Genomic DNA, 15,431 nt, shown 5'->3' with positions numbered 1-15,431 from the left:
TGATCGTCACGTACGTTTCCGTCCGGCCGTGTCCAGCAGCTGGGCGACCCCGGTCGCCCGCTCGGTCAGGTGCAGTCGCAGCACCGGTCGCCCCCGGCGGGCCAGGGCCCGCCGGTCGTCGGCGGCCTGGGCCGCCTGTAGCTCCGCGAAGGTGTACGGACGGCCGGGCACCGGGAGATCATCGGTTACCGCACCGGTGATCTGGAGGTGCCGGGCGCGCCCGTCGGTGTGGGCCGGGTGACGGGGGCCCCACCCGAAGGTCACCGGCCGCCCGGTCAGCCGGGCCAGCACCGGGCGCAGCCCGGCCACCGCCGCGTCGGCCCGCCGGTCGAGCCACGCGGTCACCGCGAGATGCTCCTCGGGGCCCAGCCCGTCGGTGAGCCAGCGCAGCGCGCCGGCCAGGTCGGCGGGGGCGCCCGCCGGGGCGTACACCTCGATCGCGCCCTCGACCGACGAGGGCGACCGGCCCGGCGGCGCCGACTCGTGGTCGCCCGCGACGCCGGCGGGCACCGCGAACGGGTCGACCCGCAGCGCCGCCGCGGCGGTCGCGGCGGCGTACTGCCAGGTGAGGAACTGCGCGCCGAGCGGGCCGTTGACCGCCACGTCGGCGGCCGGGCCGGGTGCCGTGCCCGGGCCGAGCGCGCCGCCGAGGCTCACCGTCAGGACGTCCGGGCCGGTGGCGCCGGGCGCGTCCGGGGACTCCGTCGCGACCGGCAGGATCCGCCCGCCGGTCGCCGTGGCGAGCAGCGCGGCGGCCCAGTGGCGCAGGCCGTCGAGGCCGGTGCCGTCGGGCACCAGCGCCACGGTGGCCCGGCCGCCGCCGGGTGCCGCGCCCAGGGCCGCGCCGAGCGCCAGACCGGGGTTGTCCCGGCCCCGGTCCAGCGCGCCGGCGAGCGCCGCCGCCTCGTCCAACAGCTCGGTGACCGGGGCGCCGGCGAGCGCCGCCGGGACCAGCCCGAACGCGGTGAGCGCGGCCCAGTGCCCGTCCACCTCCGGATCGGCCGGAAGCACCACCGCGCCCCATTCGTCGGCGAGCGCCTCCAGCGCCGAGCCGGGCCGGGTGACCACCACGACGTGCCGGGCGGCCTCCGGCCCTGCGTCGCGCCACACCTGCCGGTAGGCCCGCAGGTGGGCGTCGGTGGTGCGGTCCAGGTCACGGCCGGCGAGCACCAGCACGGTGCGCGCCGGACGGTCGGCCAGCGCCGCCCGGACCGGACCGGGATCGGCCGTGTCGAGCACGGTCAACGGCCGGCCCAGGCATTCGGCGATCACCTCGGCGGCAAGCGTGGCGTCCCGGTCGCCGGCCAGCACCACGTGGTCCAGGTCGCCCAGCTCGGCGGTTAGTTCGGCGAGCTGGGGGAGCAGCTCCCGGCTGCGGCAGTGGGTGTCCAGCCAGCCCAGCCGGGTGCGCGCCGCCGGCTCGGCCCCGGGCCCCCACAGGGTCGGGTCCTGGGCGGCCAGGCGCGCGGGGACGTCGTGGGCGACGAGCGCGGACCGGTCCACCGCGTCCGCGCCGCGCACGGCCAGGCCGGCGGCGACGTCCGCCGGACCGGCCACCAGGTCGTTCCTCATCGGTTCCACGGTACGGCGGAACACGTCCCGGGGCAGCGCCCCGGGACGTGTCGGACGCCGTCGGTCACGCGTTCCCGCCGGCCTGCTGGGCGTTCTGCGCGTTCCCCCCGGCGGCCTGGTGCGGGCGGTCGACGCCCTTGGCCGCCTCGGCGAGGGACTTCTTGACCCCCTCCAGCAGCTCCAGCCAGCTCGCCGCGAACTTCTCCACGCCCTCCCGCTCCAGGGTGGCGATCACGTCGGCCAGGTCCACGCCGACGGACTCCAGGTCCGCGAAGACCTTCCGCGCGTCGTCGTACCCGCCGGTGATCGTGTCGGCCTGGGTCTCGCCATGGTCGGCGTAGGCGTGGACGACCGGCTCCGGCATGGTGTTGACCGTGCCCGGGGCGATCAGCTCCTCGACGTAGATCACGTCCCGGTAGTCGGGGTTCTTCGTCGACGTGGAGGCCCACAGCGGGCGCTGCGGGTGGGCGCCGGCGTCGGCGAGCTTCTGCCAGCGGGCGGAGGAGAACACCTCGCCGTAGCGCTCGTAGGCCAGCCGGGCGTTCGCCACCGCGGCCTTGCCGCGCAGCGACTTGGCCTGGTCGGAGCCGATCTTCTCCAGCCGCTTGTCCACCTCGGTGTCGACCCGGGAGACGAAGAACGAGGCGACCGAGCCGATCTTGGACAGGTCGTGCCCGTTGGCCTGCGCCTGCTCCAGGCCGGCGAGGAACGCCTCCATCACCTGGGAGTAGCGGTCCAACCCGAAGATCAGCGTCACGTTCACGCTGATCCCCTCGGCCAGGGTCTTCGTGATCGCCGGCAGGCCCTCCTCGGTCGCCGGGATCTTGATGAAGAGGTTCGGCCGGTCCACGAGCCACCACAGCGCCTTGGCCTCGGCGGCGGTCTTCTCCGCGTCGTGCGCCGACCGCGGGTCCACCTCGATCGAGACCCGGCCGTCCACCCCGGCGCTGGCGTCGTACGAGGGGCGCATCACGTCGCACGCCCACCGCACGTCGTACGTGGTGAGCATGCGCACCGCCTCCTCGACGTCCACGTCGCGGGTGGCGAGGTCACGGAGTTGCCAGTCGTACTCGTCGGCGTCGCTCAGCGCCTTGGCGAAGATCGTCGGGTTGGTGGTCACCCCGGCCACGTGGCTCTCCCGGCGCAGCTTGTCCAGCCCGCCCGAGGTCAGTCGTACCCGGGAAAGGTCGTCGAGCCAGATCGCCACCCCGGCGCTCTGGAGCTCGCTCAGCCTGTCCGTCATGCCGTCACGCTCCCCTCAGTTGCCGGTCGTGAAACCGGTGATGTCGCCCACCCGGGTCAGCGCCGCGTGCGCGGCGGCCACGATCCGGTCGGGGGTGAACCCGAACTGCTCGAAGAGCACGGTGTAGGGCGCGCTCGCGCCGTAGTGCTCGATGCTCACGCACTCGCCGCTGTCGCCGACGATCGCCCGCCACGACATCGCGATGCCCGCCTCCACGCTCACCCGTGCCTTTACCCCGCGCGGCAGGACCGACTCCCGGTACGCCTCGTCCTGCGCGAAGAACCATTCCTGGCACGGCATGGACACCACCCGGGTGGGGGTGCCGTCGGCCTCCAGCCGCTCCCGGGCGGTGAGGCAGAGCTGCACCTCCGAACCGGTGCCGACCAGGATCACCTGCGGCTTGCCGTTCGACGCCTCGGCCAGCACGTACCCGCCCCTGGCGGTGCCCTCCGCCGACCCGAACTCGCTGCGGTCCACCGTCGGCAGCGCCTGCCGGCTCAGCGCCAGCGCGGTCGGCCGGTCGGTGTGCTCCAGCGCCTGCCGCCACGCCCACGCCGTCTCGTTGGCGTCGGCCGGGCGGACCACGTCCAGGCCGGGGATGGCCCGCAGCGCGCTCAGGTGCTCGATCGGCTGGTGGGTCGGGCCGTCCTCGCCGAGGCCGATCGAGTCGTGCGTCCAGACGTAGGTCACCGGCAGCTTCATCAGCGCGGCGAGCCGCACCGACGGGCGCATGTAGTCGCTGAACACGAGGAACGTGCCGCCGTAGGGGCGGGTGCCGCCGTGCAGCGCGATGCCGTTGAGGATCGACCCCATGCCGTGCTCGCGGATGCCGAAGTGCAGCGTGCGGCCGTACTCGTCGCCCGGGAAGTCCTTGGTGGCGTGCCCGGCCGGGACGAACGACGGCTCGCCCTTCATGGTGGTGTTGTTGCTCTCGGCCAGGTCGGCCGAGCCGCCCCACAGCTCCGGCAGCACCGGGGCGAGCGCCTCCAGGACCTTGCCGGAGGCGGCCCGGGTGGCGACACCCTTGGCGTCCGCCGGGAAGGTGGGCAGCGCGTCGGTCCAGCCGGTCGGCAGGGTACGGGTGGCCATCCGGTCCCACAGCGCCTTGCGCTCCGGGTTGGCCTGTGCCCAGGCGTCGAACCGGGTGGTCCACTCGGCCTGCGCCTGCGTGCCGCGCTCGACCACCTGGCGGGCGTGCTTGAGCACCTCCTCGTCGACCTCGAAGGTGCGCTGCGGGTCGAAGCCGAGGATCTCCTTGGTGGCCTTGACCTCGTCCGCGCCGAGCGCGGAGCCGTGGATCTTGCCGGTGTTCTGCTTGTTCGGCGCGGGCCAGCCGATGATGGTGCGCAGCGCGATGAACGACGGCTTGCCGGTCTCCGCCTTGGCGGCCAGCAGCGCCTGGTAGAGCGCCTCCACGTCCTCGTGGTAGTCGCCCTGGTCGGCGTCGCCGCTGCGCCAGTCGACGGTCTGCACGTGCCAGCCGTACGCCTCGTAGCGGGCCGCCACGTCCTCGCTCTTGGCGATCCGGGTGTCGTCCTCGATCGAGATCTCGTTGTCGTCGTAGATCACGCAGAGGTTGCCGAGCTGCTGGTGGCCGGCGAGCGCGCTGACCTCGTGGGTGATGCCCTCCTCGATGTCACCGTCGGAGGCGATGCACCAGATGTCGTGCCGGAACGGCGAGTCGTCGCGGTCCGGCTCGGGGTCGAACAGCCCCCGCTCGCGGCGCGCCGCCATGGCGAAGCCCACCGCGTTGCCCAGGCCCTGACCGAGCGGGCCGGTGGTGGTCTCCACCCCCGGGGTGTGGCCGTGCTCCGGGTGGCCCGGGGTGAGCGAGCCCCACTGGCGCAGCGCCTTGAGGTCGTCCAGGGCCAGCGGGTAGCCGGAGAGGAAGAGCTGGATGTAGAGCGTCAGGCTGGAGTGCCCGGCGGACAGCACGAACCGGTCCCGACCAGGCCAGTTCGGGTCGGTCGGATTGTGCCGCATGACCCGGTTGAAGAGCAGGTACGCCGCCGGGGCGAGGCTCATCGCCGTACCCGGGTGGCCGTTGCCGGATTTCTCCACGGCGTCCATGGCCAGCACCCGGACCGTGTCGACGGCCCTGCGGTCGAGGTCGGACCAGTTGAGAGCGGGAAGCTCGGGACGTTTCGCAGCCACGTTGTGTGCTCCTCGGCAGATGGGCGGAACCCTCACTGATGACCCTATCGAGCGACGCTAAACGTCCGCCCGGGGATCTCGGCATGCTGACTTCTACGTGTCCCGCCCGGCCGGGCGTTCAACCACCGGTGTGACGGCCCGCACCGTTGCCGGGTCCGCGGGGCAGCCAAAACGACGACGCGTAGGGTGTGGGGCGGTGTGTGGACCCGGCCCGGGTCCGGCCGCCGAACTCCCCTGCCGACGCCGGAAGGTGGCAATCCGTGAGCATGATCACCGAGCGCCCGGTCAGCAACCCTGCCGGGACGCCGCCGGTGGGCACGGTGACGGCGGCGCCGGCGACCGGCCGGCGGGACGTACGGGCCGTGGTGGCCGCGTACGTGGCGCTCACCAAGCCGCGGATCGTGGAGCTTCTGCTGGTCACCACCGTGCCGGCGATGATGCTCGCGGACGGTGGCATGCCGTCGCTGTGGCTGGTGGCCGTGGTGCTTGTCGGCGGCTCGCTCGCGGCCGGCGCGGCAAGCGTGCTCAACTGCTACATCGACCGCGACATCGACCAGTTGATGCGGCGCACCAAGCGCCGGCCACTGCCCGCGCACACCGTGTCGCCCCGCAGCGCGCTCGTCTTCGGGCTGGTCCTGGCGGTGGTGTCGGTGGCGCTGATGGCGGCCACCACCAACTGGCTGGCGGCCGGGCTGACGCTCGCCGCGATCGCCTACTACGACCTGGTCTACACGCTCTGGTTGAAGCGGACCACGGCCGCCAACACGTTCTGGGGCGGTGTCTGCGGGGCCGCGCCGGTGCTGATCGGCTGGGCCGCGGTGACCGGCTCGCTGTCGCCGGCGGCGTGGGGCCTGTTCGCGGTGGTGTTCTTCTGGCAGATGCCGCACTTCTACGCGCTGGCCATCAAATACAAGGACGACTACGCGCGGGCCGGCATCCCGATGCTGCCGGTGGTCGCCTCGGTCCGGCGGGTCAACGCGGAGATCATCGCGTTCTCCTGGCTGACGCTGCTCTCCTCGCTGGCGGTCTGGCCGCTCGGGATGAGCCCGCTCTACGGGGTGACGGCGCTCGTCGTCGGCGGTGTCTTCGTGGTCGAGGCGCACAAGCTGTGCCGGCGCGCGGCCCGTGGCGAGGCGGTCAAACCGATGCGGCTGTTCCACTGGTCCACCACCTACCTCACCATCCTGTTCGCCGCCGTCGCCCTCGACGCGCTGGTCTGATCCGCCCCACGCGCGGTTCATCAGAAGTTCTTTCGGAAACCATCCGGGGGATCAAAGGGACAGAGTGTGACGATATTGGCCGCCCGTTTCGCCCAGACTTAACGGATAAATCCAGGCTAATTGCCTGTGGTTCGGCTTAAACCGACGGGTAATTGGTATCACATTCAGTTCACTGTTCTCGCACATCCGGGTGGAAGTCTGCTTAGGCTTCGCGTCATGGCAGATGGTTCCGATACGACGCTGACGGCTGATCAGACCCCTGAGCAGGCCTCCAACGGCCTGGTCGCGGGCATCAAGTCGTTCGCCGAAGGGCACGGTGGCGCAAAGGCGGTCATCGAGTACGTCGGCAAGCGCGGTGCACGAATCGTCCTCGTGGGTTCCGACGGGGCATGGGCCGACCAGTTCGCCGGCGACACCGACGTCGCGCGGCAGGCCTGCGCCACGGCCGGGGTCGACGTCGAAAACGCTTGGGAGCGTGAACTGATGGACCAGATGCGTCCGAGCAACGACCTGTGGCGGTCGATGGCCCGGCGCACGATGGCCCGCTGACACACATAACCGCATGACCAACCACCACCAGTCGACCCGGGGGAAACCCCGGGTCGCTCTCGTCACCTGCGCCGCCCTGCCCGCCCTCGACCCGGACGACCGTCTCGTGCTGGGCCCGCTCGCCGCCCGCGGCGTCACCGCGGACATCGCGGTCTGGGACGACCCGACCGTGGACTGGGCCGCCTACGATCTCGTCGTCCTCCGCTCGCCCTGGGACTATGCGCTGCGCCGGGACGAGTTCGTCGCCTGGGCGCGCACCGTCCCGGCCCTGACCAATCCGGCCGACGTGGTCGCCTGGAACACCGACAAGCGCTACCTCGCCGCGCTCTCTGCCGCCGGCGTGCCGACCGTGCCGACCGTGTGGGTCGGGCCGGGGGAGAGTTGGACGCCACCCGCCGGCGGCGAGCACGTGCTCAAGCCGGCGGTCAGCGCCGGCAGCCAGGACACCGGGCGCTACGACCTGGCCGACCCGGAGCACCGTGAGCTGGCGTCGGCGCACGTGCGGCGGCTCGGTGACGCCGGGCGGGTGACGATGGTCCAGCCCTACCTGGACGCGGTGGACACCGCCGGCGAGACCGCGCTGCTCTACCTGGCCGGCCCGTCCGGCCTGGCGTTCAGCCACGCGATCCGCAAGGGGCCGATGCTGACCGGCCCGGACCTCGGCGGGGCCGCGCTCTACAAGGAGGAGCGCATCGACGCCCGCGCCGCCACCGACGAGCAGCGGGCCGTCGCCGAGAAGGTGCTGGCCGCCGTGCCGGGCGGCGCCGACCGGCTGCTCTACGCCCGGGTCGACCTGATCCCGGGCCCGGACGGTTCGCCCGTCCTGGTCGAGCTGGAGCTGACCGAGCCGAGCCTGTTCGTCGGCTACGCCGACGGCGCCCCGGACCGCCTCGCCGACGCGATGCTCGCCCACCTGACCCGCCGTCCCTGACCCCTCCCCGCCTCGGCGGTGGCCGTGGTCGCGGGCCGTGTTCGTGGGCCGTGTTCGTGGGCCGTGTTCCGCCTGGGCTCGCAGCCCGGTTGTCGGCCGTCGCCGCCATCGTGCTGTGGGCGTCCTTCGCCGTGGCCCGCCTGGGCGGTGTCTTCGGCGCCATCAGTGCGCGCTGCTCGCCGGCAGGCGTGTCGCCTGGCTGCGGCACCGCCACCGCGTCTCTGGGTGCCGATCGTCACGCACACGGTCAGCAACGGCAGCCTGGTCGTGCGCCTTCGCCACCGCCGTCGGCCCGCCAAGTGAGCCGCCGGAGCCGTCCGAGCCGCCGGAGCTGTCCGAGTCGTCGGAGCTGTCCGAGTCGTCCGAGCCGCCGGAGCTGTCCGAGCCGCCGGAGCTGTCCGAGCCGCCGGAGCCGCCGGAGCCGCCGGAGCCGCCCCAGCCGCCCCAGCCGCCCCAGCGGACGGCGCCTCAGTCCCGGCCGGTGTGGTTGCGTTCCCAGCGACCGCCGATCGGCGGGGTGTCCAGCCGCAGCGCGGCCCGGGACCCGGCGAGATCGTTGTCCTCGACCGCGCACGACACGCAACTCCCCGCCTCGGTGATCCAGATGCCGTACTCCTGGGTGTCGGCGTCACGCTGCCAGATCCGGTTGGCCCGGACGGTGGCGGAGTCGAAGGGTGCCGCGATGGTGATGCCGGCACAGGCCGCCGGCCCGTCCGGCAACTCGTACGCCGAACCGGGCCCCGGGGTGGCCTCGTTCCAGGCGGTGGCGCCGTCGGGGCGTACCTCGGCCAGGGAGAGCCGGTCGGCGGTGTTCTCGGCGACCACGGCCTCCCGGGTGCCGACGCGGACGACCTTGCCCCGGTGCCCGCCGGCCGGCCAGTCCGCCGCGCCGTCGGTGACCTCGCGCGGGCCGTAGCGCACCGCGTCGCCGGAGCCCCGGTGCGCGGGCGCGGACCGGCGTCCGTTGTCGCGGATCCGGTTGCCCACGATCGACGCGTCAAGCATCGGCCGGTCGATCCGGATGCCGTCCAGCGCGTTCTCCCGGATGTCGTTGTCCTGGATCACCACGTCCGCGGCGGCGCCCCGGTAGCCGTGGCCGAGGTCGTGCTCGTGGTAGCCGTAACCGCCGTTGCGGCTGATCCGGTTGCCCTGCACCGCGTAGGGGCCGGGGGTGTCGCCCATGCTGATCCCGTCGCCGACGTTGCAGTCGATCACGTTGCCGGTGAGCAGCCCGCCGCGTCCGGCGATTCCGGCGGTGCCGTTGGCCGACACGTCGAAGCCGGCCTCCAGGTTGTTGGTCATGGTGCAGCCGGAGACGATCAGCCCGTCCGCGCCCCAGTCCGAGATGCCGAACCGGTTGGCCTGGCTGTGACAGCCGATGATGCGGATACCGCGCGGCGGGGTCCAGTAGTCCTTCTGCAGTTCCAGGAAGATCCCGTTGGTGCCGTTGCCGACGGTGGTGCAGTTGGCGATGGTGAGGCGCTCCACGTCCCCCCAGCCGCCGACGCCGACGCCGATCCCCGCGCCGCCCATCTGCTGGCCGTTGTCCAGCCGGCCGCAGCCCACCACGACCACACCGTCGATCAGGGTGTCCTGGAGGAAGTCGCAGCCGAGCCCGGTCGCGCCGGTGTGGTGGATGTAGAGGTTGCGGAACACGCCCCGCACCACATACTGCAACCCGAGGCCCTTGGCCAGGTAGTCGTAGGCGGTCTGCGCCACCCCGGAGCCGTCGATCTCGAAGTCGGCGAACGTGCAGTCGGCGATGTGCCGGTCCCGGTCCGCGCCGTGCTGCACGGTGGTCCAGTAGGCCAGCGGCACCGGGTCGGCACGGTTGCCCTCGTTGCTGAGCAGGAAGCGGGTCGCCGCCGGGCCGGCGCCGATCAGCGAGACCCCGCTGCGCCAGACCGTGCCGGCGTCACGGATGGAGTAGAGGCCCGGCGGGCAGTGGATGACCCGGGCCCGCCCGTCCGCGTCGTAGCCGGCGCCGAGACGGTCCACCAGCGCGGCCAGTGCCGGCTGGTCGTTCGTCACCCCGTCGCCGGCGAGGCCGTGCTCGCGGGCGTCGCACCACAGCGGCGCGCCGGCCACCGGGGTGAGCCGCTGCGGGGCGGTGGTGGCAAGGCTCCTGCGCGACACCGGCGGCTCCCCTCGGGCGTGCGGTCCGTGGCCGCTTTCCCGTTTCCGCCCGGTGGTAACGCCCGACTCAGGCGGTGGCGCCGACCGGTTCGGCGAGGGGCGTGGCAGGTGCCGGCGGCGTGTCCGGGAGCCGTTCCCGGGTGCTCCAGAGCACGCCCAGCGTGGCCAGCAGCACCAGGCAGGAGCCGAGCATGTGCGCGGCGACCAGCGCCGCCGGCAGGTGGGTGAAGTACTGCACGAAGCCGATCAGGCCCTGGCCCAACTCGACCGCGAGCAGCACCCCGGCGGCCCGGGCGGCACGTTGCGCGCCGACCGCGCGGAACGCGAAGAGCAGCGCCACCGAGAGGCCGATCAGCAGGAAGACGCCGTCCGCGTGGACCTGGGAGATCGCCTCCGGGTCCAGGCCGTTGCGGGCCGCGCCGTGGTCGCCGGCGTGCGGGCCGCTGCCGGTCACCCAGGTGCCGACCACGAGCACGGCCGCGGTGACCACGGCGGTGATCCAGGCGAGGGTACGCAGCGGCGCCGGCACGGTCGGGGTCACCGGCCCGTCCGGCTCGCCGGTGCGCCGCCAGAGCGCGTACGCGGCGGCGATCACCGCCATCGAGGCGAGGAAGTGCAGCCCGACCACCCACGGGTTGAGGTTGGTGAGCACGGTGATCCCGCCGACGACCGCCTGGGCCGGGATGCCGAGCAGCACGCCCACGGCCAGCGGCAGCAGCCCCCGGCGGCGCGGGCGTTGGGCCAGCACGGCAAGCACCACGGCGAGCGCGATGATTCCCACCGCGAACGTCAGCAGCCGGTTGCCGAACTCGATCACACCGTGCACGCCCATCTCGGACGTGGTGGTGTAGGACTCGTCGGTGCACCGGGGCCAGGTGGGGCAGCCGAGGCCGGACGCGGTGAGCCGGACGCCCCCGCCGGTGACCACGATCGCCACGTTCGCGATGATCGAGGTGTACGCGAGCCGACGCAGCAGCGTGGGGGAGACCGGGAACCGGACGGAACGCTTCACCCCGCGAATCCTACGCATCGTAGTTGATCCCGATCGGGTGACTCCGCCGCTCCGGTGGTCGGGATCACCGGACCCCGGGTTTGCGGGCCTCGCGCGAATTACGTAACGTTGCCGTTGTGAAAAACGTGGCAGCGCTGTCCGGAGGGCCGGTGACCAGCACGGTCGCCGGTGCGACGGTGCCTGCCGACCCGCCGACCCGGGACCGGGTCACCCAGCTGCTGCTGGAGCGGGGCGCGACCACCGCCGCGCAGCTCGGCTCGGCGCTCGGCCTCAGCCCGGCGGCGATCCGCCGGCACCTCGACGCGATGCTCGCCGACGGTGACGTGGTCGCCCGCGAGCAGGTGGTGCGGGGCAGCCGGGGGCGGGGCCGGCCGGCCAAGGTCTTCGTGCTGACCGAGGCGGCGCGGGTGCGCTGCGGCACCCACCACTACGACAACATGGCCACCGCCGCGCTCCGGTGGATCGCCCGCACCGGCGGCGACGAGGCGGTCGCGGAGTTCGCGGCCGACCAGGTCGCCGCGCTTGAGGCGCGCTGCCGGTCCGCCATGGAGGACGCCGGTGACGCCCCGCTCGCGCGGGCCGAGGCGCTCGCCGGCGCGCTGACCGCCGAGGGCTACGCTGCCAACGCGTCCACGATCGCCTCCGGCGGCCAGCTCTGCCAGCACCACTGCCCGGTGGCGCACGTGGCCGCCGAGTTTCCCCAGCTGTGCGAGGCCGAGACCGCGGTGATCTCCCGTCTGGTCGGCACCCACGTGCAGCGCCTGGCCACCATCGCGCACGGCGACGGCGTGTGCACCACGCACATTCCCGCCCAGTCCGGTTCCACCGTCACCACTGTGAGGACAGATAGATGACCGAGCAGATCGTCCAGCCCCTGACCCAGGAGGAGCAGCTCGCCGCCCTCGGTCGTTACGAGTACGGCTGGGCCGACTCCGACGTCGCCGGCGCCGCCGCCCAGCGTGGCCTGAACGAGGCGGTGGTGCGGGACATCTCGGCCAAGAAGAACGAGCCGGCCTGGATGCTCGACCTGCGCCTGAAGGGCCTGCGCCTGTTCGGGCGCAAGCCGATGCCGGCCTGGGGCGCGGACCTCACCGGGATCGACTTCGACAACATCAAGTACTTCGTGCGGTCCACCGAGAAGCAGGCCACCAGCTGGGAGGACCTGCCCGAGGACATCAAGAACACCTACGACCGGCTGGGCATCCCGGAGGCGGAGAAGCAGCGGCTGGTCGCCGGCGTCGCGGCGCAGTACGAGTCCGAGGTCGTCTACCACAAGATCCGTGAGGACCTTGAGGAGCAGGGCGTCGTCTTCCTCGACACCGACACCGCCCTCAAGGAGCACGAGGACCTGTTCAAGGAATACTTCGGCACGGTCATCCCGGTCGGCGACAACAAGTTCGCCGCGTTGAACACCTCCGTCTGGTCCGGCGGCTCGTTCATCTACGTGCCGAAGGGCGTGCACGTGGAGATCCCGCTGCAGGCATACTTCCGGATCAACACCGAGAACATGGGCCAGTTCGAGCGGACGCTGATCATCGTCGACGAGGGCGCGTACGTGCACTACGTCGAGGGCTGCACCGCGCCGCTCTACTCCTCCGACTCGCTGCACAGCGCGGTCGTGGAGATCGTGGTCAAGAAGAACGCGCGCTGCCGCTACACCACCATCCAGAACTGGTCGAACAACGTCTACAACCTGGTCACCAAGCGCGCCGTGTGCCACGAGGGCGCGACCATGGAGTGGGTCGACGGCAACATCGGCTCCAAGGTCACCATGAAGTACCCGGCGGTCTACATGACCGGCGAGCACGCCAAGGGCGAGGTGCTCTCGGTGGCCATGGCCGGCGAGGGCCAGCACCAGGACGCCGGCGCCAAGATGGTGCACGCGGCGCCGCACACGAGCAGCACCATCGTGTCGAAGTCGATCGCCCGCGGCGGTGGCCGCACCTCCTACCGCGGCCTGGTGCAGGTGCTCGAGGGTTCGCACAGCAGCCGCAGCACGGTCAAGTGCGACGCGCTGCTCGTCGACACCATCTCCCGCTCCGACACCTACCCGTACGTCGACATCCGTGAGGACGACGTGTCGATGGGGCACGAGGCGACCGTCTCCAAGGTCAGCGACGACCAGCTCTTCTACCTGATGAGCCGGGGCCTGAGCGAGGACGAGGCGATGGCGATGATCGTGCGCGGCTTCATCGAGCCGATCGCCAAGGAACTTCCGATGGAATACGCGCTCGAGCTCAACCGCCTGATCGAGCTGCAGATGGAGGGCGCGGTCGGCTGACGCCGCCCGGCCCCGGGCCGGGCCTCGTGCCCGGCCCACCCTCCGGCTTCACTGATCCCGCGTCGCTGAACAGACCAAGGAAGAGATGACTACCCAGGCTTCCGCGCCGCCCACGACCAAGTCGCAGGCGCTCCGCTCGTACGACGTCGCCGACTTCCCGGCCCTGACCGGCCTGGAGGAGGAGTGGCGTTTCACCCCGCTCAAGCGCCTCCGCGGCCTGACGGGTGACGGCTCCGGCTCGCCGCGCGGCACGGTCCGGCACGAGTACGCCGACCTGCCCGAGGGCGTCACCGTCGACCGGGTCGGCCGGGACGACCCGCGGGTGGGCAGCGTGCTCACCCCGTTCGACCGGGTCAGCGCGCTCGCCTACGGCGGGGCCGAGGGCGCGCTGCTGGTGGCGGTCGCCCGCGACGCCGTGGTGGACGCGCCGGTGCGCCTGCGGGCGGTCGGCGAGGACGCCGGGGCCCTCGCGTTCGGCCACACGTTCGTCGAGGTGGGTCGGTTCGCCGAGGTGACAGTGGTGCTGGAGCATGTCGGCTCGGCGACGCTCGCCGACAACGTCGAGGTGACGGTGGCGGACGGGGCGAAGCTGACCCTGGTCACGGTCGCCGACTGGGCTGACGACGCGGTCCAGGCGCAGCACCTGAAGGTGCGGCTGGGCCGGGACGCCAGGATCGTCCACGTGCAGGTGACCCTCGGCGGTGACCTGGTCCGGCAGCACACCACTGTGGAATACACCCAGCGCGGCGGCGAGGCCGAGCTGTACGGCCTCTACTTCGCCGACTCCGGCCAACACCTGGAGCACCGGCAGCTGGTCGACCACTCGGTGCCGGACTGCCGCAGCAACGTCGGCTACCGGGGCGCGCTCCAGGGCGACGAGGCGCACACCGTCTGGGTCGGCGACGTGCTGATCCGGGCCGAGGCGACAGGCACCGACACGTACGAGATCAACCGGAACCTGCTGCTCAGCGACGGCGCCCGGGCCGACTCGGTGCCCAACCTGGAGATCGAGACCGGCGAGATCGCCGGCGCCGGGCACGCCAGCGCGACCGGCCGGTTCGACGACGAGCAGCTGTTCTACCTGATGGCCCGGGGCATCCCGGAGGCCGAGGCGCGGCGCCTGGTGGTGCGGGGCTTCTTCGCCGAGCTGATCAACAAGATCCCGGTCGAGGACCTGCGCGAGCGGCTCGGCGACGCGATCGAGGCCCGTCTCGCGAAGGCCGGCGCCTGATGATCCGGATCTGTCCGACCGAGGACGTGCCGAAGGGCGCGGCGATCAGCGTCGACGTGGACGGCGTGCAGATCGCCGTGGTGCACGGCGAGGACGACGTGTTCTACGCCGTGCACGACGAGTGCTCGCACGCCGCCGTGGCGCTCTCCGAGGGCGAGGTCGAGGGCTGCACGCTGGAATGCTGGCTGCACGGATCCCGTTTCGACATGCGTACCGGTGAGCCCACCGGCCTGCCCGCGACCGAACCCGTACCCGTCTATCCCGTCGAAGTCCGCGACGGCGACATCTTTGTCAGTCTGACGCCGAGCAATGGAGTGACCCGCTGATGAGCACCCTGGAGATCCGCGACCTGAAGGTGTCGGTCAAGCTGCCCGAGGGTGAGCTCAAGCCGATCCTGCACGGGGTCGACCTGACCGTGCGCTCCGGTGAGACCCACGCGATCATGGGCCCGAACGGCTCCGGCAAGTCGACGCTCGCCTACTCGATCGCCGGCCACCCCAAGTACGAGATCACCGGCGGCGAGGTGACCCTCGACGGCTCCGACGTGCTCTCCATGTCCGTCGACGAGCGGGCCCGCGCCGGCCTCTTCCTGGCCATGCAGTACCCGGTCGAGGTCCCCGGCGTGTCGGTGGCCAACTTCCTGCGTACCGCGAAGACCGCCCTGGACGGCGAGGCGCCGAAGCTGCGCACCTGGGCCGGCGAGCTGCGCGGCGCCATGGAGAAGCTCCAGATGGACCCGGCGTTCGCCCAGCGCAACGTCAACGAGGGCTTCTCCGGCGGCGAGAAGAAGCGGCACGAGATCGTGCAGCTGGAGCTGCTCAAGCCGAAGATCGCCATCCTCGACGAGACCGACTCCGGTCTCGACGTGGACGCGCTGCGCGTGGTCAGCGAGGGTGTGAACCGGGTCCGCGACACCGGCGACACCGGGATGCTGCTGATCACCCACTACACCCGGATCCTGCGCTACATCAAGCCGGACTTCGTGCACGTCTTCGTCGCCGGCCGGATCGTCGAGCAGGGCGGTCGTGAGCTGGCCGACAAGCTTGAGGAAGAGGGCTACGAGCGGTACGTCGCCGGGGCCGGCGCGGCGCGGGTCTGACCT

The 15,431-nt window shown here is 72.3% G+C and carries 13 protein-coding genes; 8 read left to right on the top strand and 5 right to left on the bottom strand.

All coding sequences use genetic code 11. The annotated features are described in order from the left end of the window. Positions 1-6 precede the first annotated feature (6 nt). The 3 genes from O7613_RS16020 to tkt all read right to left on the bottom strand — a co-directional run bounded on the left by O7613_RS16020 (position 7) and on the right by tkt (position 4,969). Positions 7-1,572, bottom strand: a complete 1,566-nt coding sequence (locus tag O7613_RS16020) for a glucose-6-phosphate isomerase (protein ID WP_282289189.1) — start codon at positions 1,570-1,572, stop codon at positions 7-9. A gap of 64 nt (positions 1,573-1,636) precedes the next feature. Beyond that, entirely contained in the window at positions 1,637-2,815 is a 1,179-nt protein-coding gene (gene tal / locus O7613_RS16015) for a transaldolase (RefSeq protein WP_281587594.1), read from the bottom strand. Between the two features lie 15 nt (positions 2,816-2,830). After that, a complete protein-coding gene (gene tkt, locus O7613_RS16010; RefSeq protein WP_282289188.1) occupies positions 2,831-4,969 on the bottom strand; it encodes a transketolase in 2,139 nt (712 codons plus the stop codon). A gap of 260 nt (positions 4,970-5,229) precedes the next feature. On the opposite strand from tkt, the gene O7613_RS16005 reads away from it, so the two are divergent. The 3 genes from O7613_RS16005 (at position 5,230) to O7613_RS15995 (ending at position 7,669) form a co-directional block, all read left to right on the top strand. Then, positions 5,230-6,189, top strand: a complete 960-nt coding sequence (locus O7613_RS16005) for a heme o synthase (RefSeq protein ID WP_281587596.1) — start codon at positions 5,230-5,232, stop codon at positions 6,187-6,189. Between the two features lie 216 nt (positions 6,190-6,405). Continuing rightward, on the top strand, positions 6,406-6,738 hold the full coding sequence (locus tag O7613_RS16000) for a hypothetical protein (RefSeq protein WP_281587597.1): 333 nt from the start codon (positions 6,406-6,408) through the stop codon (positions 6,736-6,738). 13 nt (positions 6,739-6,751) lie between these two features. Continuing rightward, complete coding sequence (locus O7613_RS15995) at positions 6,752-7,669, top strand: hypothetical protein (RefSeq protein ID WP_282289187.1); 918 nt, start codon at positions 6,752-6,754, stop codon at positions 7,667-7,669. Positions 7,670-8,137: 468 nt separating this feature from the next. On the opposite strand, the gene O7613_RS15990 is transcribed toward O7613_RS15995, so the two are convergent. Both O7613_RS15990 and O7613_RS15985 read right to left on the bottom strand, forming a co-directional pair. Next, the gene (locus O7613_RS15990) at positions 8,138-9,805 is read right to left on the bottom strand and encodes a right-handed parallel beta-helix repeat-containing protein (RefSeq protein ID WP_282289186.1); all 1,668 of its coding nucleotides are present in this window, start codon (positions 9,803-9,805) and stop codon (positions 8,138-8,140) included. A gap of 67 nt (positions 9,806-9,872) precedes the next feature. Continuing rightward, the gene (locus tag O7613_RS15985) at positions 9,873-10,835 is read right to left on the bottom strand and encodes a COX15/CtaA family protein (protein ID WP_282289185.1); all 963 of its coding nucleotides are present in this window, start codon (positions 10,833-10,835) and stop codon (positions 9,873-9,875) included. Positions 10,836-10,966: 131 nt separating this feature from the next. On the opposite strand from O7613_RS15985, the gene O7613_RS15980 reads away from it, so the two are divergent. The 5 genes from O7613_RS15980 (at position 10,967) to sufC (ending at position 15,428) form a co-directional block, all read left to right on the top strand. Further along, complete coding sequence (locus tag O7613_RS15980) at positions 10,967-11,671, top strand: ArsR family transcriptional regulator (protein WP_281587601.1); 705 nt, start codon at positions 10,967-10,969, stop codon at positions 11,669-11,671. After that, positions 11,668-13,098 carry a Fe-S cluster assembly protein SufB gene (sufB, locus tag O7613_RS15975; RefSeq protein ID WP_281587602.1) on the top strand — a complete coding sequence of 477 codons (1,431 nt, stop codon included), beginning with the start codon at positions 11,668-11,670 and terminating at the stop codon, positions 13,096-13,098. Before O7613_RS15980 ends, sufB begins: the two co-directional genes overlap by 4 nt. Positions 13,099-13,183: 85 nt before the next feature. Continuing rightward, the gene (gene sufD, locus O7613_RS15970; protein WP_282289184.1) at positions 13,184-14,329 is read left to right on the top strand and encodes a Fe-S cluster assembly protein SufD; all 1,146 of its coding nucleotides are present in this window, start codon (positions 13,184-13,186) and stop codon (positions 14,327-14,329) included. After that, the gene (locus tag O7613_RS15965) at positions 14,329-14,655 is read left to right on the top strand and encodes a non-heme iron oxygenase ferredoxin subunit (protein WP_281587604.1); all 327 of its coding nucleotides are present in this window, start codon (positions 14,329-14,331) and stop codon (positions 14,653-14,655) included. Before sufD ends, O7613_RS15965 begins: the two co-directional genes overlap by 1 nt. Next, positions 14,655-15,428 (top strand): Fe-S cluster assembly ATPase SufC, encoded by a 774-nt coding sequence (gene sufC / locus O7613_RS15960; protein ID WP_281587605.1) that lies wholly within the window; start codon positions 14,655-14,657, stop codon positions 15,426-15,428. Before O7613_RS15965 ends, sufC begins: the two co-directional genes overlap by 1 nt. The last annotated feature ends 3 nt before the right edge of the window (positions 15,429-15,431 follow it).

This window comes from Micromonospora sp. WMMD975, from assembly GCF_029581215.1.
Lineage (GTDB): Bacteria > Actinomycetota > Actinomycetes > Mycobacteriales > Micromonosporaceae > Micromonospora.
Note: the sequence above shows the minus strand (reverse complement) of the source record. Positions and strands in the feature narration are given on the sequence as shown.